A 20,596-nucleotide genomic window follows, 5' to 3' on the forward strand; every position below is an offset into this window, starting at 1 on the left:
TGCCAATCCTGCATAATATGTACAACAAGGCTAATCGCCCCTTAATAAAGCCTCGGTAAAGAGGTCAGGCAGAGCAGCATCGGAGCAATGGGATGCTCGAATTCGAGAACGTCAGCAAGTCCTTCTGGACGGGCACGCAGCGCAAGGTGATCCTTGACCGCGTGAGCTTTCGTGTCGAACTGGGCCGCTCGCTTGGCGTGCTGGCGCCCAACGGGACGGGCAAGACCACCTTGATCAACATGATGGCCGGTCTGGAAAAACCCGACGAAGGCGAAATTCGCCGCGGCTGCCGGATCAGCTTTCCACTGGGGTTCATGGGCGGTGTGATCTCGAAAATCTCGGCAATGGAAAACGCCCGCTACATCGCGCGGCTCTATGGCCTCGACCCTGATTATATCGAGGCATTCTGCCGCTGGATGTGCAACCTTGGGGAATATTTCGACCAGCCGCTTGGCACATATTCATCCGGGATGCGCGCGCGCTTCACCTTTTCGCTGATGCTGGCCCTTGATTTCGATATGTACCTGATCGACGAGGGGATGCCCAGTTCGACGGATGTGGAGTTCAACCGCAAGGCCGGGGAAATCCTGAAAGAGCGTTTGCGGACGACCACCGTGGTTATCGTGTCTCACCAACCAGCGACGCTCGAAAAATTTGCACGGTCCGCTGCCGTTCTCATGAATGGTCAGTTATACATGTTTGACACCTTGGAAGAGGCAAAGCAGCTTTATGACTACGAAACCCAAGGCTAGAAAGTTCCGCATTCGCCGCAATGCCCCGGCGGCCAACGACCCTTCGGCACAGCAGGCCAAACCCGCCGAACCGGCACAGCCACAGGCGCCGGAGGCGCAATCGGCATCGCATGTCCATACGGCGCAACCGCATGAGGGCGAAATCAGCTCGGCCCGCGAGATGGCATCGGCACAAAGCATCGACGAGATTCGCAAGGAGGGGCTGACAGGGCGGCAGTTGCGCATGGCGCGTCGGATGGCCCAGAAATACGGCCTTGCCCCGACATCCGATTTTGACGCGGTCCGGCTTTTGCGGGCCAAGGGCATAGACCCCTTCCAACGTGCGAACATCCTTGAATTGGTGGCCCCGGGCGGCGGCGGTTCCGGCGGGTCCGGTGACGGGACAAGCCAGCCCAACGCCATGCCCGAAGGAGGCGACCCGAAGGTTCAACTTCCGCAAACCGTCCCGGCGGGGCAACAAAACCTTCCGGCCACCGAACAGCTCAGCCCGGCGGATCGCCGCGCTTACGAAATCCAGGAAATCCAGCGCGATATTGCCAAGCGTCGACGCCGCAGGCTCTTGTTGCTGCTGACGCGCCTGTCGGCCTTCGTGTTCCTGCCCACGCTGATCGCCGGATATTATTTCTACGCGGTCGCGACCCCGATGTATTCGACGAAATCGGAGTTCCTGATCCTGACAGCCGACGGAAGCGGCGCATCCGGTGCCGCCTCCAGCCTGTTCAGCGGCACGACCTTCGCCACGGGGCAGGATTCGATTGCCACACAATCCTATCTTGGATCGAAAGATGCCATGCTGCGCCTCGATCAGGATGTCGGATTCCGCGAACATTTCAGCCAGGACTGGATCGACCCGCTGCAACGGCTTGATCCCGATGCCAGCAACGAAGCCGCCTACAAGCTTTACAAGAAATACGTCAAGCTGGGGTATGACCCGACCGAAGGCGTCATTCGGATGGAGCTTTCGACGGCAGACCCGGAAACCAGCGCGCGGTTCTCCGAGAAACTTCTGGACTACGCGGAAGAGCGGGTTGACCACCTGAGCCAGGAAAAACGCCAGGACGCCGTCAAGACCGCTGTCGCCTCCCTCGAAGATGCCAAGACCGAGCGCCGCGCCGCGCAGGAACGTCTTGTCAAATTGCAAGAAGGCACGATCCTCGACCCCGAAGGCGAGATTGCCTCGATCCGGTCGCTGATCAATTCCGTCGAGTTGCAATTGCAGGAAAAGCAACTGGCCCTGAATACACAGCTGAACAACCAAAGGCCCAACCGGGCCAAGGTCGCGGCACTGGAAAGCGAGATCGAGGTTCTCACGAATGAACTGAATCGGCAGGAAGCCCGATTGAACCAAGCCACCGAGGGCAGCGCCTCGTTGGCGGCCCAAGCGGCCGAGATCCAGATGGCGCAGGCCGATCTGGCGACGGCGGACATGGTCTTGCAATCGGCGCTGGAGTCGAAACGCCAGTCAGAGATCGAAGCCAACAAGCAGGTGCGCTACCTCACCGTCAGCGTGAAGCCCGTCGCCTCGCAGGATCCGTCCTATCCGCGGTCGTTTGAAAATACCTTATTGGCCTTCCTGATCTTCTCGGGCATTTACCTGATGATATCACTGACGGTTTCCATCCTTCGCGAACAGGTATCGTCATAAGCCATGAGACAATACGACAGGACCGGACTGCGCTTTTGGGCGCGTTCCGCTCCACAGTCTGACACCATTCGTTGCATTGGCACACGCCGATGCGACGCATCTGTAAATTTGAGAAACGAGTGACCGTGACAGTGAGAAAACCATCCCCCGACGTTATCCAGAACAGCTGGTCCTTCCTGCGTGATGCGATGATCACGCCCACGGGTTTTCGTGAATACGATGCCCGGTGGAAATACCCCGACGAGATCAACCTGCCCGGCATGACGGCGCTTGGTCTTGGGCTGGGCACGCAGATTCACCGGCGCGGGATCAAGCCGGAAATTGCCGTGGGGAACGACTACCGCGATTATTCGCTGGCCATCAAACAGGCCCTTATCCTCGGGCTGATGCAGGCGGGGATCAAGGTGAAGGACATCGGCCCGGCCCTCAGCCCAATGGCCTATTTTTCGCAGTTTCACCTTGATGTGCCTGCCGTGGCCATGGTCACGGCCAGCCACAACCCGAACGGCTGGACCGGCGTGAAGATGGGCTTTGACCGCCCGCTGACCCATGGCCCCGATGAAATGGCCGAACTGCGCGACATCGTCCTGAACGGCGAAGGCGAGGCACGCGACGGCGGCGGCTATGAATTCGTTGAGGGGGTGCGCGAGGCCTATCTCGACAATCTGGCCGGTGACTTCAAAATGTCGCGCAAACTGCGGGTGGTCTGCGCCACGGGCAATGGCACCGCCTCGGCCTTTGCGCCCGAGCTGTTTGAGCGCATCGGGGTGGAGGTTGTCCCTTCCCATAACGATCTGGATTACACCTTCCCCAACTACAACCCCAACCCCGAAGCCATGGAAATGCTGCATGACATGGCCCAAAGCGTCCGGGAGTCGGGCGCCGATTTCGCGCTTGGTTTCGACGGCGATGGCGACCGCTGTGGCGTGGTGGACGACGAGGGCGAGGAAATCTTTGCCGACAAGATGGGCGTCATCATGGCGCGGGACCTGTCCAAGCTCTACCCGAATGCGACCTTCGTGGCCGATGTGAAATCCACCGGCCTTTTCGCCTCGGACCCCGAGTTGCAGGCCAATGGCGTCACCGCCGACTACTGGAAAACCGGCCACAGCCACATGAAACGCCGGGTCAAGGAAATCGGCGCGCTGGCCGGGTTCGAAAAATCCGGTCACTACTTCCTCGCCGAACCTGTGGGCCGCGGGTATGACTGCGGCATGCGGGTGGCGGTGGAAATCTGCAAGCTGATGGATCGCAACCCCGATATGTCCATGTCCGACCTGCGCCGCGCCCTGCCGCAGACATGGTCGACACCGACGATGTCGCCCTATTGCGCCGATACCGAGAAATACGAGGTGCTTGAGCGGCTGGTGGCCAAACTGGTGGCCAAGCATGAGGCCGGGGAAGCCATCGCCGGGCGCCCCATCAAGGAGGTCGTCACCGTCAACGGCGCGCGGGTGATCCTTGATAACGGGTCATGGGGCCTTGTGCGGGCCTCCTCGAATACGCCCAACCTTGTGGTGGTCTGCGAAAGCAGCGACAGCGAGGCCGAGATGCGCGCCATTTTCGCAGACATCGACGCCGTCATTCGCACCGAACCTGCCGTGGGCGACTACGACCAGACGATCTGACCCTCTTGCGGCTTGTTCGAGGGCCGCAAAGCCACTATAGGCAGCCCATGCTGGACGAGGCCGACGATATCCACCCGCTGTTTTCCGGTGCGCCAGGCAGCACCGAATTCAAGAAGCTGCGCAAACGCATCGTACGGCAAACGCGCGAGGCGATCGAGCAATTCGGCATGGTCGAAAAGGGGGCCAAGTGGCTTGTTTGCCTGTCGGGCGGCAAGGATAGCTATACCCTGTTGGCCGTGCTGCACGAATTGAAATGGCGCGGCCTGCTGCCGGTCGAGATTCTGGCCTGCAACCTGGACCAGGGACAGCCCGGTTTCCCGGCCACCGTCCTGCCGGAGTTCCTTGAAAACATGGGCGTCCCGAACCGGATCGAATATCAGGACACCTATTCCGTCGTCATGGACAAGATCCCGCAGGGCCGCACTTTTTGCGCACTCTGCTCACGCCTGCGGCGCGGCCACCTGTACCGCATCGCCCGCGAAGAGGGATGCTCGGCCGTGGTGCTGGGCCATCACCGCGACGATATTCTCGAAACCTTTTTCATGAACCTGTTTCACGGCGGGCGGCTGGCCACGATGCCGCCGAAACTGGTCAACGAAGAGGGCGACCTTTTCGTCTATCGCCCCCTCGCCTTCGTGGCCGAAAGCGACTGCGAAAAATTCGCGCAAGCGATGCAATATCCCATTATTCCCTGCGATCTCTGCGGCTCGCAGGACGGGTTGCAGCGCCAACAGGTAAAGCAGATTCTCGACGGCTGGGAGAAGAACTCCCCCGGGCGCCGTCAGGTCATGTTCCGCGCCCTGATGAATGCACGGCCCTCGCACCTGCTTGACCCCAAGCTTTTCGATTTCGCAGGGCTGGAACGCGGATCACTAAAATTGGACGAAAATCCCGACGCGGTGCCGAAGCTGCGTTAAGCCGGTATTGAGACCCCGGGCGCTACCGTGATGCGGTAACACTCGGGGAGCGTTCCATGCTGCTATCGCTCAAGTCGACTTTGGGCAACCTGCTGAAATTTGTCGGGGTCTTCGGCCAACGGCCACAGGTTCTGGCGTTTCTTCCAGCGGCTGTTCTGGCCAGTTTCTGGCTCGGTGGTGAACTCCTGCTGCTGGCAACCGCGCTTGGTATCCCACTGTTACTGGCCTTCGCCGACCAGAAAGAGGCCAAAGGTTTCCGGCCCGGCAACAGAAGGCTGGAAGACGATCTCGAAACCACCCTGGCCATCGCGCGCCGAAAGGCCAAGAAAACAGCGTGTTTCATGATCGAAATCGACGATCACTCAAGCATTCTGGATCGCTTCGGCACGGCCGCCATGACCGAAATCATGAAGCAGACACAAGCCCGCATTCATCGCGTGGTCAGAACCCCGGATCGCGTTCTTGCGCTGGAGGGGTATCAACTGGCGGTGATCCTCGCCCCGACCCGGCACCTTGATCACGATACGGCCATGAAACTGGCCGCACGGCTACAAGCCTCTGTGGAAGACCCGCTGACGGTCGATTCCGTCAATGTTTATGTCTCGGCCTCGGTCGGCGCCTGCCTGGGTGATACGCTCCCTCATCCGACGGGTGAGGCATTGGCCGATGCAACCGCGCTGGCGTTGGCCGATGCGCGGCGGCATGCGCCATCCGGCCTGCGGGCCTTCACACCGAACCTGCCCACGATTCCCCCCTGCACCGAGACGCTTCGTGACGATATCGAAGCAGGGTTTGAAAACGGCCAATTCAAACCGTGGTTTCAACCCCAGATCTCGACCGAAACGGGCAGGGTCAGCGGGTTCGAGGCCCTCGCCCGCTGGGAGCATTCATCGAAGGGCATGATCCCGCCCGCCGAATTTCTGCCAGCCTTGGAGCGGACCGGAAATATCGAACGTCTCGGGCAGCAAATGCTCGACGCGGCATTGGCTGCTTTGAAGGCCTGGGACGAGGCCGGCCATGAGGTGCCCTCGGTCGGGGTGAATTTCGCATCCGACGAATTGCGCAACCCCAAACTCGTGGATCGTGTGGCCTGGACACTCGACCGTTTCGATCTGGCACCTGATCGCCTTTCTGTCGAGATTCTCGAAACGGTCGTCTCGACCTCCTCGGACGACACGATCTCAAGAAATATCCGCGGGCTGGCCGAGCTTGGCTGTCATATCGACCTCGATGATTTCGGCACGGGCCACGCCTCGATCTCCTCCATTCGCCGTTTCGGGGTGCAGCGCCTCAAGATCGATCGCTCTTTCGTCATGAAGGTCGATCGGGACACGGATCAAAAAGATATGATCGCCGCCATTCTTTTGATGGCAGACCGCCTTGGCCTCGATACCGTTGCCGAAGGGGTCGAAACGGCCGGGGAACACGCAATGCTGTCGCAATTGGGCTGCGGACATGTTCAGGGGTTTGGCATTGCCCGCCCCATGCCCTTTGATCGCACGATCGAATGGATGGTGTCACATTCCGCGAAACTGCAAGCGCCCCCCATTATCGGCAGAAAAACCGTTTGATTGGCCAGTTACCTGCAATCGGGCCCGCCCAATTCGGGGAATCCACTTGACCTTTGGTCCCGCACTCTGTTGAACGCCGGTGAACGTCAACAGACAGGTGGTCAGCGACGATGAACGATCAGAACAAGAACCTAATCCTGGCGACTGCGCTCAGCTTCATCGTCATTCTTGTGTGGTTTGTGGTGTTCCCGCCGCCTGAGCCGACGGATACCCCTGCCCCCGAAACCGTCACCGAGAGCACAGCCCCCGAGGCCGCCACGGCAAGTGCCCCCACCGCCGAGGCCGATCCGGAAGCCGCTGCACAGACCGGCGAGGTGACAACCCTGGCCCAAGACGCCCCGCGGCTTGCCATCGACACCCCGAGCGTCGAGGGCGCGATCTCGCTGCAAGGCGGGCGCATCGACCGGTTGTCGCTCAAGAACTACCGTGAAACGCTCGAACCGGGCTCGGACATTGTTCAGCTGCTCGAACCCGTGGGCGGCGCGGCCCCCTATTACGCGCTGTTCGGCTGGGCCCCGGGTGCGGGCCTGACTCATGATCAGGTTCCCAACGCCGATACCATCTGGTCGGCAGACGAAAGCAGCACCCTGACCCCGGACAGCCCCGTCACCCTGACATGGGACAACGGCGCGGGCCTGACCTTTGAGCGGGTCATCTCGGTGGATGAAGACTTCATGTTCACCGTCACCCAATCGGTCGAGAACACGGGCGCCTCTGCCCCCTCCCTTGCGCCCTACGGGATCCTTGCCCGCCATGGCAAACCCGCAGACATGAAAAACTTTTTCATCCTGCACGAGGGCCTGATCGCGATGTCCGACGGCGAGCTTGCCGAGGTCGATTACGACGATGTCGCCGAATACGAGTTCAACCCCCGCGAAGGCGCCCCCGCCGAGGTCACGCAGGTCGAGGAAAGCGGCTGGATCGGGTTTACCGACCACTACTGGATGACCACCCTCATCCCCAACTCGGGCACGCCGTTCAAATCCGTCAACAAGTACGACCCCAAGCGCGACATTTACCAGACCGAGGCGGTCCAACCGACCCTCACGGTCGAGCCCGGCGAAACGGTCTCGTCCGAGACCCGCCTTTTCGCGGGGGCCAAGGAATGGGCCACGATCCGCGCCTACCAGAACGAGGGCGGGGTTGACCGGTTCCTCGATTCCATCGACTGGGGCTGGTTCTTCTTCCTGACCAAGCCGATTTTCGCCGTTCTGCACTGGCTCAACCTGACGCTGGCGGGCATGGGCATCGCGGGCTCCATGGGCTGGGCGATCATCGGGCTGACCCTTCTGATCAAGGCGCTGCTTCTGCCGCTGGCCTTCAAATCCTACGTCTCGATGGCGAAGATGAAGGAACTGCAACCGCAGATGGAGCAGATCAAGGAAACCGCCGGCGACGACCGCCAGAAACTCCAGCAGGAGATGATGGCCCTCTACAAGAAGGAAAAGGTCAACCCGGCCTCGGGCTGCCTGCCGATCCTCCTGCAAATCCCGATCTTCTTCTCGCTCTACAAGGTGATCTTCGTCACGCTGGAGCTGCGCCACGCGCCCTGGATCGGCTGGATCAAGGACCTTTCGGCGCCCGACCCCTCGTCGCTTTATAACCTCTGGGGGATCTTCCCTTGGGACGCGCCGGAACCGGGATCGGCCCTTGCACTGGCCTTCATCGGCTTCCTGCCCCTGCTGTTGGGTATCTCGATGTGGCTGCAACAAAAGCTGAACCCGGCCCCCACGGACCCGACGCAACAGATGATCTTTGCCTGGATGCCCTGGGTCTTCATGTTCATGCTGGGCAGCTTTGCCAGCGGGCTGGTCATCTACTGGATCGCCAACAACACGATCACCTTCTCGCAGCAATACCTGATCATGCGCAGCCAAGGCTATAAGCCCGACGTTCTGGGCAACATCAAATCCAGCTTCAGGCGCAAGACGCAAACGGACGAGAAATGACCCCGCGTATCGCGGCCCTCTGGCGTCATCCCATCAAGGGGCATGGCCGGGAAGCCCTTGAAAAGGTCACCCTGACCAAGGGACAGACCATGCCATGGGATCGCCGCTGGGCCGTCGCGCATGAAATGGCACAGGCGAATGAGACCGCATGGTCGCCCTGTGCCAATTTCTCGCGCGGGGCCAAGGTGCCCGCGCTCATGGCGATCAACGCCCGCTGCGATGAAGCATCGGGCCGGGTCACCCTGACCCACCCCGACCGTCCCGACCTGACCTTCGACCCCGAGAATGAGGCCGACAGCTTCCTGACTTGGGTGCGCCCCTTGATGCCCGCCAACCGGGCACAATCCACGCGTATCGTGCGCGTCGAAGGGCGCGGCATGACCGACACCGATTACCCCTCGCTCAGCCTGCTGAACCTCGCCTCCAACGACGTCATGACCCAAACCATGCAACAGGAAATTTCCCCCCTGCGCTGGCGGGGCAACATCCACATGTCGGGACTTGAGCCTTGGGTCGAATTCGACTGGATCGACAAGACCGTCAGGCTGGGCGAGGCCGAACTCGCCATTCGCGAACCCATCGTCCGCTGCCTTGCCACCACGGCGAATCCCGATACAGGGGAGCGTGACTCAGATACGCTCGCTGCCCTCAAAACCCATTTCGGGCATCAGAACTTCGGCATCTATGCCGAGGTCACCCGCTCCGGAAAGATCGCCGTTGGTGACCCCATCGAGGTGCTGGAATGACCCTGCCTTTCCCCATCGCACCCGATCCGGATGAAATGATGGCCGAAAAGGGCCGCAAGCTGTTTGCCGGACCCATCGACTTTCTCAAGGGCGTGGTCGCCATGTCGGGCCTGCCCCCCGCCGACCGGCTGGAGGTGTGCTTTGCCGGGCGCTCGAACGTCGGGAAATCCAGCCTGATCAACGCGCTGACCGGGCGCAAGGCGCTGGCGCGGGCCTCCAACACCCCGGGCCGCACGCAGGAAATCAACTATTTCACGCTGGGCGAGGAACGCTACCTCGTGGACCTGCCCGGCTATGGCTATGCCAATGCGCCGCTGGCCAAGGTCGAGCAATGGCAACGCCTGCTCAAACAGTACCTTTCGGGCCGTCAGACCCTGCGCCGCGCCTTCGTGCTGATCGACGCCCGCCATGGCATCAAAGCCGTGGACGAAGAGATCATGAGCCTGCTGGACAGCGCCGCCGTGACCTTTCAATGCGTGCTGACCAAGACCGACAAGGTGAAGGCCAAGGATCGCGAGGCCGTGTTGAAACAGGTGCGCGGCAAACTGTCGTCACACCCCGCCGCCTTTCCCGAAATTCTGCTGACCTCGTCCGAGAAAGGCGATGGCATCGCCACGCTGCGCGCCATCATCGCGGGCTTGGACTAAACCCGCGGCCCGCCACCGAAATCTTGAAAAGATTTCGGTCCGATTTCTTTGCAAGAAATCGGCACCACAGACCGCACTCCACAAAAAAACGCGGCCCTCACAGGCCGCGCTTTCATCTGCTTTTCATCCGGGTTTAGTGGCCCAAAATCTGGCTCAGGAACAACTTGGTGCGCTCCGATTTCGGATTGTTGAAGAACTCTTCCGGCTCGTTCTGTTCGACGATCTGGCCTTGGTCCATGAAAATCACCCGGTTGGCCACCTGCCGCGCAAAGCCCATCTCGTGGGTCACACACAGCATGGTCATGCCTTCCTCGGCCAGCGACACCATGGTGTCGAGAACCTCCTTGATCATCTCGGGGTCGAGCGCCGAGGTGGGTTCGTCGAACAACATGATCCGCGGCTTCATGCAGAGTGACCGGGCAATCGCCACCCGCTGCTGCTGACCCCCCGAAAGCTGACCGGGGTATTTATCGGCCTGTTCGGGGATTTTCACCTTTTCAAGGAAATGCATGGCGATTTCCTCGGCCTCGCGCTTGGGCGTCTTGCGTACCCAGATCGGCGCGAGGGTGCAGTTTTCCAGAATGGTCAGATGCGGGAACAGGTTGAAGTGCTGGAACACCATCCCAACCTCCGACCGGATCTTGTCGATGTTCTTGAGGTCCGAGGACAACAGCGTGCCGTCCACGGTGATCTTGCCCTTCTGGTGCTCCTCCAGCGCGTTGATGCAGCGGATCAACGTGGATTTGCCCGAACCCGAGGGCCCTGCAATGACGATCCGTTCGCCGCGATTGACCGTCAGGTCGATGTCGCGCAGCACATGGAACGCCCCGTACCACTTGTTCATGTTTTCGATTGAGATCGCGACTTCGTCGCTGACTTGCATTTGAGCGGCTTCAGACATGGTGCCCTGCCCTCCTTATCGATGATCGGTTTGCAGCTGACGTTCCAGCCACTGCGAATATTGAGAAATGCCGTAGCACACGACGAAGAACAGAAGCGCGGCAAAGCCCAGAAGCTCCCAATACACGCCGTTCCACTCGGTCGAGGCAAGGATCGGTCCGCGGATCATGCCCACGAGGTCGAACATCGAAATGACCGACACCAGCGTGGTATCCTTGAACAGGCCCACGGCGACGTTCACGATGCCCGGGATCGAGATCTTGAGCGCCTGCGGCAGGATGATCAGGCGCATCGCCTGCGGATAATCCAGGCCAAGGCTGTCGGCGGCCTCGTACTGTCCCTTCGGCAGCGCGGCAAGGCCGCCCCGGATCACCTCGGCGATATAGGCCGAGGCGAACATCGTGATCATGATGATCACCCGCAGGATCAGGTCAAAGGTCGTGCCCGGCGGCAGGAAGTAAGCCAGAACCACGTTCGCCACGAACAGCAGCGTGATCAGGGGGACACCGCGAATGAACTCGATGAAGATCACGCAGATCCACTTGATGATCGGCATGTCCGATTGGCGTCCCAATGCCAAGGCGATCCCGAAGGGAATCGACAGCGACACACAGACCGTCCCGAGGATCATGTTGAGCATGAAGCCCCCCATGTCCCGGCTGGGCACGGCCGCCAAAAGCGTGTTCTCGGATGCCATGGCCTCGACGATCATGCCACCAAGCCACCATGTGATCATCGCGGCAATGATCGCGCCAAAGAACCCCGCCGCAAAGGACTGTGCCACAAGGCGGTTCCAGACGAGGTACCCCACGACAAAGCCCAACAGGCCAAAGATCGGCGACAGGATCGGCCCGCCCCAGATCAACCAATAGGCCAGGAAGGGATAAAGCCCGGTAAAGACCAGAAGAGCCTTCGGCACATGATTGGGGAACATCACCGGGGCCGCCGCCGCGAACAGCAGCACGAAGGCCAGTGTCGGGCGCCAGTATTCCTCGTCCGGGTATTTGAACCCGAACAAAAGCTGGTTCCAGCGTTCGGTCAGCACCGCGAAACAGCCCCCGACCTCTCCCTGAAGGACTTCACGGCAGGCGCGGATAGACGGCGCATCCCAAATCCCGTTCAGAAGCCAGGGCATGAAACCCGACAGCAGGTAATAGATCGCGGCCAAAGCGGCCAGCGTCAGAAGGCCGTTGGTGACGTTGGAGAACAGGTTCTCCCGCATCCATTTGACGATGCCGGTTTCCGCCGTGGGCGGCGGCGCCTCTGGCAGCATGGTGTCGCGGACAAAGGCAATGGATTGCTGATGAGTATCCGACATCTCAGCGCTCCTTCAACTTAACGGCGTTGTTGTAGACATTCATCAGCGCCGAAATGGCCAGGCTGATCGCCAGGTAGAACAGCATCAGCAACAGGACCGTTTCGATCGCGCGGCCCGTCTGGTTCAGCGTGATACCGCCCAGCGTGCCGGTGATGTCCATATAGCCCACGGCAATTGCCAGAGACGAGTTCTTGGTGATGTTCAGGTAGTTCGAAATCAATGGCGGAATGATCACCCGCAGGGCCTGCGGCAGGATCACAAGGTTCATGATCCGACGCGGCCGAAGGCCCAGCGACGCCGCCGCCTCGGTCTGCCCTTTCGAGACCGCCTGAATCCCCGCGCGCACGTTTTCCGCGATAAAGGCCCCGGTGTAGATCGCCAGCGCGAACCACAACGCGATCAGCGAGCCGCGAATCTGAATGCCACCCTGAAAGTTGAAGCCCTTCAGCGCCGGATAATCCAGTTCGATCGGACGCCCGAGGATGAAGAACATCAGGATGGTCGGAACGAATAGGATTGCCAGAGAGGGCCAGCCCATCGGCAACAGCTTCCCGGTCTCATAGAGCAGCTTGGTCGCATACCGGCGATAGGCGATCATCCCGATGATCGAAGCGATGAAAACCCCGACAACAATCCCCGAGCCCTCAAGCCAGACGGGTTTGGGGATATAGACGCCGCGGTTGGTAAAGGCGAAGGCATCCAGCAACATCGTCCGGTCGGGATCGGCGCCCCGAAACGCGCTCGGCGCGGGGAGAACCGCCGTCATCACCGTGAAGATGATGATGATCCAGATCAGGACCGGCACGTTGCGGAAGGCTTCGACATACCCCGCCATGAGTTTCCGCACCAGCCAGTTGTTCGACAAGCGCAAGACCCCGGCAACAACGCCAAGGATCGTCGCCGTGAGGCAGGCCAGAAAGGCCACGAGAAGCGTGTTCAGGATACCGGCAACCGATGCCCGCCAATGCGACGACTGGCTGTCGTATTCGATCAGCGTCTGGTTGATGTCATATCCCGACGGCTCACTCAGGAACCCATAGGATATGTTCAGCCCCGCTTCACGCAGGTTGTACATGAGGTTCGACCCGAGATAGGCGAACAATGCGATCACCGCCACAAGCGCGATGAACTGGAATGTGTAGGATCGATACCGCGTATCGTTAATCAGCATAGATAGCCGAAACGACTCGCGCGGTGGGTCGCTGAGTGTTGTCATGGATGACTTCCCTGATCGTCCCCGGGCTCCTATGCGGCGGGTTTGCCCTCGCTCGTCAGGCCCAGTTTGTTCATTGTCCTGAGTATTCAGGAAAAAAGGGGCGCGGTGTGTCCGCGCCCCTTGAAACGTCGATTAACGGAACGGCGGGCTGTAGAGCAGGCCACCATCGGTCCACTGCGCGTTCAGACCGCGCGACAGGCCAATGGGCGTGTTCTCACCGATGTTCTTTTCGAACAATTCGCCGTAGTTGCCGCCAACCGAAATCGCCTTCACGGCCCAATCGGCATCAAGGCCCAGCATCTCGCCAAGATTGCCCTCGGTGCCCAGCAGGCGGTTGACCTCGGGCTTGTCGCCGGGGGCCGATGCCATGTCGGCGATATTCGCGCTGGTCACGCCATATTCTTCGGCAGCGATCAGGGCGTTCAGCGTCCAGCGCACGACATCACCCCATTCGTTGTCGCCGTGGCGGACAAGCGGGCCAAGCGGCTCTTTCGAAATGGTTTCGGGCAGGATCACGTGATCGCCGGGGGTTTCAAAGGCGGCACGCGTCGCGGCCAGACCCGAGCGGTCGGTGGTGTAAACGTCGCAAGCACCGGCAAGGTACTGTTGCTGGCCTTCGGCGTTGGTTTCGATCGGAACCGGCTCATACTCCATGTTGTTCGCACGGAAGTAGTCTGCAAGGTTCAACTCGGTGGTGGTCCCGGTCTGGATACAGATCGTTGCACCGCTGAGTTCCTTGGCCGAGCTTACGCCCAGCGCCTTGGGAACGATGAAGCCCTGACCGTCATAATAGTTGATGCCGGTGAATTCGAACTTCAGGTCAACGTCGCGGCTGAAGGTCCAGGTGGTGTTCCGGGCCAGCATGTCGATCTCGCCGGAGGCCAGCGCGGTGAAACGTGTCTTGCCGGTGGTCGGCACGAACTCGACGGCGGAACCGTCACCCAGAACGGCAGCGGCAACAGCGCGGCAAACGCCGACGTCAAAGCCGTCCCATTCGCCATTGGCATCGGGTGCGGCGAAGCCAACCAGACCGGTGGTCACGCCACAGTTCAGTTTGCCACGCGCTTTCACGTCATCCAGCGTGCCCGCCGCAGCAGCACCAGCAGCAATGCCGGCGACAGTCAGCGCGCCAAGAAATACGGATTTTTTCATTTTTACCTCTTCCTGATTTTCCACTCTTTCCGAGCGGTTCTTACGGCCCAAGCGGACCGGAGCGAAACTGTATAAGGGGAAACTCCCCTTTCAGTGCCCGTAAGTGTGAGTGGATTCATTCGATAACGTCAAGCCCAAGATCACAAAAAGCGATGGTTCCCTATACGCATGACCAAGCGTAAAGCGTTTTGAATGGGCTGGGCGCACCTACTGCGCAAGATTCAGAAAGCGCTTGGCGTGTAAAAACTCACTTTCTTTTCTTGCGGCAACTGCGGTGGCCTCCTCATCGGGGCCCCAAAGCTCCTCCTGCCACTGCTCGTCCACACGCGAAAGCTGCCAAAGCGCTCTCGTTTCGCGCATATCGTGCATTGCGGCCAACCCGATCACGAACGACCCCGACAGTCCCACGAGATCGTGAAAGGCGGTCAGGGTGAAATTGTCCATCCCATGCGCCCGTTTTGCCATCACCTCCAGCGCTTTGGGCGATTGCGGCTGATGCATGACCCCCGAAACCGGGATCAGGCGCGCGCCGAACTCGCGGTCCGCCCAATCCAGAAGCGGGTCCCAGGCCTCGGCCTGCCGCGTGACGAGTTCGGCGGGGCTTTCCGCCCGATAGCACAGCAAATCCGAATCCGCGTAATCGGCCAGCATCCGGGCCACCTCGGCATGTTGCAATGCCACCTTGTCGATCGCCGCATTGGCCGATCGCGTGACGGGCATCTGCCCCGGGTCGATCTCGCCCTCCTGCGCATCCCATTCTTCGGCAATCGCCTGTGCCATGGCGCGGGTCGGAACAACCAGCTTGCGCTTGGCCGGGGTTTTCACGCCACGCCCGTCCAGTTCGACGGAATAGCCACCCTCGGCCTCGACGACGCGGGCCTCTTTCCAGAAACGCTTTGCTTTCCACTCGCTCATGCGGCTGTCTCCCACATCGTCTCAAGGATGGCTGGTAATTGGGTAAAACTGTCGATGACGTATCGTGCCTCCCCAAGCGCCTCGATGCCATGATAGCCCCAGCTGACGCCGACACCGGCCACGCCAGCGGCCTGCGCCATCTGCATATCAAACCCCGTATCGCCCACCATGACCGCATCCCGCGCCTCGACCCCCGTTTCCGACAGTGCCGTCAGGATCATCGAGGGATGCGGCTTCGACGGGTGATGGTCGCTCACTTGCTGGGTCACGAAGAACCGGCGCAGGTCATGGGCGTCAAGCAGCTTGTCCAGCCCACGCCGCGATTTGCCCGTCGCCACGCCCAGCAGGACATCGGGGATCGCGTTCAGGGTTTCCAACACCTCCCGCGCCCCGTCATACAAAGGCGAGGATTGCGCAGCCCCGCTCTTGCGGCGCAATTCGACATAGGCGTCCTTGTACCATCCGACCATGCGCAGGTGCTGATCCGGGGCCAGCTCCGGCGCCAGACGCGCCACCGCCACCTCCAGCGAAAGGCCGACGATGCCAAGCACGGTCTCACGCGCCGGAAGCGGATGCCCCGCCTGCTCGAAGGCAAAGCCCATCGCCGCCAGAATATCCGCCTGGCTGTCGACAAGCGTTCCATCCACGTCGAAAATCACCAACCGCAAGGGCGAGGTCATGACAGCTCCTCGAAGGGGTCGTCGGGGGCCTCGGAGGTCTGCCACTGGAACATGTCCCAAGTGCGCTGCATGTGATCCGGCATCGGGGCCGTCAGGTGCAGCGTCGCCTTGGTCACAGGATGCTCCAGCGTCAGCGACCGGGCATGCAGATGCAGTTTGCGGCTCAATTCCCCGCCCAGTTGCGCACCCCAGCCATCGCCAAGGTTTTCCTGCCCCGACCCGCCGTATTTGCCATCCCCCACGATGGGGTGCCCGATCTCGGCCATATGCGCCCGAAGCTGATGGGTCCGCCCCGTCACCGGCACCAGCGCCACCCAGGCACAGCGCCCGCCCGCGGCCTCGATCACCGCGTAATCGCTTGTCGCGTGCTTGGCGCCTTCCGTGGCCTCGACATCGCGGGGATGCAGGCACAGCATCTTTTCGCCTTCACCCTTTGATCCATGCCCCGGCGCCTTGACGAGACCGAACTTGATCGTCCCCATCCGGGGGCTCGGCACCCCGGCCACGGCGGCCCAGTAAATCTTGCGTGTATTGCGGTGACGGAACGAGGCGGTCAGCGCCTTGGCCACCGCCCGCGTCCGCGCCATGATCAAGACGCCCGAGGTATCCTTGTCCAGCCGATGCACCAGCCGCGGCTTTTCCTCGGCTCCGAACCGCAGCGCCTCGGCCAAGCCATCCACATGGCGGCTCTGCTTGCTGCCACCCTGCACCGGCAACCCCGGCGGCTTGTTCAGCGCGATAATGTGATCGTCGCGGTAGATGACGCAGCTTTGGATCATCTTCGCATCCGACGGACTGACGGCGGTGGCCTCTCGCGGCGCGGTCTCGCCCGGCTCGGGCAGCGGCGGAACGCGCACGCTCTGCCCGGCCTCCAGCCGCGTGTTGGCCTTCACCCGGCCACCATCCACGCGCAACTCCCCCTTGCGGCACATCTTTTCGATCCGCCCTTGGGGCACATGCGGAAACTGCCGCCGCAACCAGCGGTCCAGCCGCTGATCGGCATCCGCCTGCGCAACCGTGATGGTCTGTACCCGGCTCATGCCCATAGCCCCCTTGCGACCCAGACGCCCATGACCAAGGCCCCCAGCGACAGGACCACGGACAGGGCCACATAAAGCCCCGCCGCCATGACCTGCCCCCGCTCATACAGCGTGAAGGCCTCAAGCGAAAACGCCGAAAAGGTGGTGAACCCGCCCAGCAGCCCGGTCATCACGAAGGGGTTGAGGTGCTGCACCCCGCGATGGAAGGAATACATCGCAAACGCCCCCATCAGGAACGAGCCCAGCACATTCACCAAAAGCACCCCGACGGGAAACCCGGGCGCGGCAAACCGCAAGGCCCCAAGGCCCACGGCAAAGCGCAGCATCGCCCCGAGGGCCCCGCCCAGCGCCACTTGAAGAAAACTCATGATCATGGCCGCGTCATGTCACCCGCCACCGGCCCTTTGTCAAGCTGCGCGATTGCACAGCGGCCCCGGTTATGCACAAGCTGCCCAACGTTGGAACCAAGGCAAGGATACCCTCAATGACCGACCCCGCCATACTTCTGCGCGCCCTCTTCGACCGGGCGGTCGAGGTGGCCGACCCGATGCAAAGCCTTGCCCACCACCTGCCGCCACGCCCCAAGGGGCGGCTGGTGGTCATCGGTGCAGGCAAGGCCAGCGCCCGCATGGCCGAGGCGGTCGAGGCCCATTATGGCCCCTGCGAGGGGCTGGTCATCACCCGCTACGGATACGCCCGCCCCTGCCAAGGCATCGAGATCATCGAGGCCGCCCACCCAGTGCCAGACGACACCGGCCTGAAGGCCACGGCACGCATGCTCGACCTGCTCAACGGCCTCACCGAAAACGACACCGTGCTTGCCCTGATCTCCGGCGGCGCCTCGGCGCTGCTCGTGCAGCCCGCAGGAACCATCACGCTCTCCGAGAAACAGGGCATCAACACGGCGCTTCTCGCCTCGGGGGCCACCATCGGCCAGATGAACACCGTTCGTAAGCACCTCAGCCGTGTGAAGGGCGGGCAATTGGCCGCGGCCGCCTACCCCGCCCAGATGCTCTCGCTGATGATCTCGGATGTCCCCGGCGACGATCCGGCAATGATCGGCTCCGGCCCCACCGTGGGCGACGACAGCACACCGCAAGACGCCCGCGCCATTCTGGATCGCTTCGGCATCGCCCTGCCGGCCTCGGCGCAATCGGTGCTGGACGGCCCCACAGGTGTCGTGCTCCCCGGCGACGAACGCCTTTCGACCGTGCAAAACGTGATCTACGCCGCCCCCTCGCAATCCCTCGACGCCGCCGCCGACCTGGCCAAGGATCACGGCCTGAGGGTCACACTCCTCGGGGACGCGCTCGAAGGCGAGGCCCGCGAGATCGCCAAGGACCACGCGCAAACGGCCCGCGACCTGCAAAACAGGATGCAGCCGGGCGATACCCCCCACCTCATCCTCTCGGGGGGCGAACTGACGGTGACGCGCACAGGCGATGGCATCGGCGGGCCGAATGCCGAATACGCCCTCGCCCTTGCAATCGAATTGCAAGGCGCCCCGGGCATCCACGCCATCGCCTGCGATACCGATGGCGTCGACGGCGCCGCCGAGGTCGCGGGCGCCCTCATCGGGCCGGACACCCTGACCATGGCCGCCGCTCATGGGCAAGACGCTCAGGCGGCGCTTGCCAGGAACGACTCGCACGGCTTTTTTGAACGCTCCGGCGGGCAGGTCATCACCGGCCCGACCCTGACCAACGTCAACGACTTCCGCGCCATTCTGGTCATGCCCGCCTAGGCGGGCTTGGCCCCTCGTCCAAAACCGCGCGCACCCTGTCGGTAAAATGCGGGATCGCCTCGGCATGGTCGATATAGTCTTCCGGCGCCATCAGGCCCCAACCCAGCCCCTCGTTGCCAAAGATCACCCCGCGCGCCCGCTCGGGTGGCAACCATGCGGCAAAGAACCAGACTGGCCGCGGCGCGGTATAATATCGTCGCCATCGCAAATCCCCCGGCTCCAGAGAAAGCCCGACCTCCTCGCGCGTTTCACGCAGGGCACAGGCTTCGGCGCTTCCCGCCCCCTCGCGCCCGCCACCGGGCAGGTCCAGATACCCCTGCCACGGGATGCCCGGGGTATGATCGCGCCGCAGCACCAGCAAATCCCGACCCAGAAACAGGATCAGCTTGGCCCCCTCGAACATATCATCCTGTCGCACAGCCAACCCCGCTCAAACGTTTCCTATGGCTCCCTTATCATTTGGGATGTAGTTCGGGCGAATCCCGCGTACAATTCCGGTAACCCGCAGGATTGACATTTGCCATGCCCGCCCTCTGCCGCGACTGCCTTGAAACCTTTCCCTCCGGCACCCGCTGCCCGGCCTGTGGCAGCCCGCGCATCATCGCGCATGACGAACTCTTCGACCTTTCCATCGCCCACATGGATTGCGACGCCTTTTATGCCAGCGTCGAAAAACGCGACGATCCCAGCCTTGAAGGCAAGCCTGTGATCATCGGCGGCGGGCGGCGCGGCGTGGTCTCGACCGCCTGTTATATCGCAAGGATTCAGGGGGTCCGCTCGGCCATGCCGATGTTCAAGGCCCTCAAGCTGTGCCCCGAGGCCGTGGTGATCAAACCCCGGATGGAGGCATATTCGCAGGTCTCGCGCCAAATCCGCGCCCTGATGGAGGATTTGACCCCGGCGGTGGAACCCCTCTCGCTCGACGAGGCTTTTCTCGACCTCACAGGCACCGCCCGCCTACACGGCGCACCGCCTGCCGTGATGCTCGCCAAACTGGTCAAAACCATGCGCGAGGAACTGGGCCTGACCGGCTCTATCGGATTGAGCCATAACAAGTTCCTGGCGAAAATCGCCTCCGATCTGGATAAACCCCACGGGTTTTCCGTCATCGGCGCGGACGAAACCGCCGATTTTCTGCACAACAAGCCCGTCAGCCTGATCTGGGGCGTCGGCGCTGCCACACGAACCGCTCTCGACACCGCTGGTATTCGTACCATCTCGGACTTGCTCAGGTGGGAAAAAACCGACCTCATCGCACGCTTCGGGTCCATGGGCGACCGGCTCTGGCATCTCGCCCGCGGGCAGGATGCCCGCCGCGTCAGCCCGAATTCGCCGATGAAATCCATTTCGAACGAAACCACCTTTTCCGAGGATACCGCCGATCCCGACATCCTCGACGGGCACCTGTGGCGACTGTCCGAGAAAGTCGCCGACCGCGCCAAGGCCAAGGGCATCGCGGGCCGGGTCGTCACGCTCAAGCTCAAGCGCGCCAATCACGCGCTGCTCACCCGCCGCGTGGCCCTGCGCGATGCCACGCAACTGGCCGACACGCTCTATCGCACCGCCCGCGGGTTGATGGATCAGGTCGAAGGCAACGCCCCTTACCGCCTGATCGGCGTGGGGGTGTCCGATCTGGTTCCCCAGGACAGCGCCGATTTATCCGGCGACCTGCTCGACCCCGATGCAAAGGCGCGCGCCAGCGCCGAACGCGCCACCGATTCCATCCGGCAGAAATACGGCGCGGGCGCGATCCTCAAGGGCCGCGCCCTGCGGTGA

19 protein-coding genes are annotated in these 20,596 nt (G+C 61.8%); 10 read left to right on the top strand and 9 right to left on the bottom strand.

Annotated features, from left to right (window positions below; genetic code table 11):
- Positions 1-92 precede the first annotated feature (92 nt).
- The 8 genes from FDP25_RS06755 (at position 93) to yihA (ending at position 9,855) form a co-directional block, all read left to right on the top strand.
- Positions 93-752 carry an ABC transporter ATP-binding protein gene (locus tag FDP25_RS06755; protein WP_154150146.1) on the top strand — a complete coding sequence of 220 codons (660 nt, stop codon included), beginning with the start codon at positions 93-95 and terminating at the stop codon, positions 750-752.
- On the top strand, positions 730-2,397 hold the full coding sequence (locus FDP25_RS06760; protein WP_154150148.1) for a KpsE/RkpR family capsule polysaccharide export protein: 1,668 nt from the start codon (positions 730-732) through the stop codon (positions 2,395-2,397). Before FDP25_RS06755 ends, FDP25_RS06760 begins: the two co-directional genes overlap by 23 nt.
- Before the next feature lie 188 nt (positions 2,398-2,585).
- A complete protein-coding gene (locus FDP25_RS06765; RefSeq protein ID WP_172982814.1) occupies positions 2,586-4,025 on the top strand; it encodes a phosphomannomutase/phosphoglucomutase in 1,440 nt (479 codons plus the stop codon).
- A gap of 47 nt (positions 4,026-4,072) precedes the next feature.
- A complete protein-coding gene (ttcA, locus tag FDP25_RS06770) occupies positions 4,073-4,942 on the top strand; it encodes a tRNA 2-thiocytidine(32) synthetase TtcA (RefSeq protein ID WP_154150152.1) in 870 nt (289 codons plus the stop codon).
- Positions 4,943-4,998: 56 nt separating this feature from the next.
- Positions 4,999-6,513, top strand: coding sequence for a GGDEF domain-containing phosphodiesterase (locus tag FDP25_RS06775; RefSeq protein WP_154150154.1), 1,515 nt, complete (start codon positions 4,999-5,001; stop codon positions 6,511-6,513).
- Between the two features lie 110 nt (positions 6,514-6,623).
- Positions 6,624-8,462: a membrane protein insertase YidC gene (yidC, locus tag FDP25_RS06780; protein ID WP_154150156.1), complete on the top strand. Its 1,839-nt coding sequence runs from the start codon at positions 6,624-6,626 to the stop codon at positions 8,460-8,462.
- Positions 8,459-9,208, top strand: a complete 750-nt coding sequence (locus tag FDP25_RS06785; RefSeq protein WP_154150158.1) for an MOSC domain-containing protein — start codon at positions 8,459-8,461, stop codon at positions 9,206-9,208. Before yidC ends, FDP25_RS06785 begins: the two co-directional genes overlap by 4 nt.
- Positions 9,205-9,855, top strand: coding sequence for a ribosome biogenesis GTP-binding protein YihA/YsxC (gene yihA / locus FDP25_RS06790; RefSeq protein ID WP_154150160.1), 651 nt, complete (start codon positions 9,205-9,207; stop codon positions 9,853-9,855). The genes FDP25_RS06785 and yihA overlap by 4 nt, the downstream gene beginning before the upstream one ends.
- 133 nt (positions 9,856-9,988) lie before the next feature.
- Here the strand turns inward: yihA and FDP25_RS06795 are convergent, their stop codons facing one another.
- From FDP25_RS06795 to crcB, 8 genes are all read right to left on the bottom strand, one after another.
- Positions 9,989-10,756, bottom strand: a complete 768-nt coding sequence (locus FDP25_RS06795) for an amino acid ABC transporter ATP-binding protein (RefSeq protein WP_154150162.1) — start codon at positions 10,754-10,756, stop codon at positions 9,989-9,991.
- A 15-nt stretch (positions 10,757-10,771) separates the two neighbouring features.
- Positions 10,772-12,073 (bottom strand): amino acid ABC transporter permease, encoded by a 1,302-nt coding sequence (locus FDP25_RS06800; protein ID WP_154150164.1) that lies wholly within the window; start codon positions 12,071-12,073, stop codon positions 10,772-10,774.
- A gap of 1 nt (position 12,074) precedes the next feature.
- On the bottom strand, positions 12,075-13,289 hold the full coding sequence (locus tag FDP25_RS06805; protein ID WP_154150166.1) for an amino acid ABC transporter permease: 1,215 nt from the start codon (positions 13,287-13,289) through the stop codon (positions 12,075-12,077).
- Between the two features lie 132 nt (positions 13,290-13,421).
- Positions 13,422-14,441, bottom strand: coding sequence for an amino acid ABC transporter substrate-binding protein (locus FDP25_RS06810; protein ID WP_154150168.1), 1,020 nt, complete (start codon positions 14,439-14,441; stop codon positions 13,422-13,424).
- Positions 14,442-14,648: 207 nt separating this feature from the next.
- Complete coding sequence (locus FDP25_RS06815) at positions 14,649-15,356, bottom strand: ATP12 family chaperone protein (protein WP_154150170.1); 708 nt, start codon at positions 15,354-15,356, stop codon at positions 14,649-14,651.
- A complete protein-coding gene (locus tag FDP25_RS06820; RefSeq protein WP_154150172.1) occupies positions 15,353-16,036 on the bottom strand; it encodes an HAD-IA family hydrolase in 684 nt (227 codons plus the stop codon). Before FDP25_RS06820 ends, FDP25_RS06815 begins: the two co-directional genes overlap by 4 nt.
- Positions 16,033-17,076 (bottom strand): RluA family pseudouridine synthase, encoded by a 1,044-nt coding sequence (locus FDP25_RS06825; RefSeq protein ID WP_154150174.1) that lies wholly within the window; start codon positions 17,074-17,076, stop codon positions 16,033-16,035. Before FDP25_RS06825 ends, FDP25_RS06820 begins: the two co-directional genes overlap by 4 nt.
- Positions 17,073-17,450, bottom strand: a complete 378-nt coding sequence (gene crcB / locus FDP25_RS06830; RefSeq protein WP_154150176.1) for a fluoride efflux transporter CrcB — start codon at positions 17,448-17,450, stop codon at positions 17,073-17,075. Before crcB ends, FDP25_RS06825 begins: the two co-directional genes overlap by 4 nt.
- Before the next feature lie 110 nt (positions 17,451-17,560).
- Between crcB and FDP25_RS06835 the strand changes: the two genes are divergently transcribed.
- Positions 17,561-18,820, top strand: a complete 1,260-nt coding sequence (locus tag FDP25_RS06835; RefSeq protein ID WP_154150178.1) for a glycerate kinase type-2 family protein — start codon at positions 17,561-17,563, stop codon at positions 18,818-18,820.
- Here the strand turns inward: FDP25_RS06835 and FDP25_RS06840 are convergent.
- Positions 18,807-19,238, bottom strand: coding sequence for an NUDIX domain-containing protein (locus FDP25_RS06840; RefSeq protein ID WP_425500503.1), 432 nt, complete (start codon positions 19,236-19,238; stop codon positions 18,807-18,809). The genes FDP25_RS06835 and FDP25_RS06840 overlap by 14 nt on opposite strands.
- A gap of 104 nt (positions 19,239-19,342) precedes the next feature.
- Between FDP25_RS06840 and FDP25_RS06845 the strand changes: the two genes are divergently transcribed.
- A complete protein-coding gene (locus FDP25_RS06845) occupies positions 19,343-20,596 on the top strand; it encodes a DNA polymerase IV (RefSeq protein ID WP_154150180.1) in 1,254 nt (417 codons plus the stop codon).

Origin of the sequence: Roseovarius bejariae, from assembly GCF_009669325.1 — a bacterium.
Lineage (GTDB): Bacteria > Pseudomonadota > Alphaproteobacteria > Rhodobacterales > Rhodobacteraceae > Roseovarius > Roseovarius bejariae.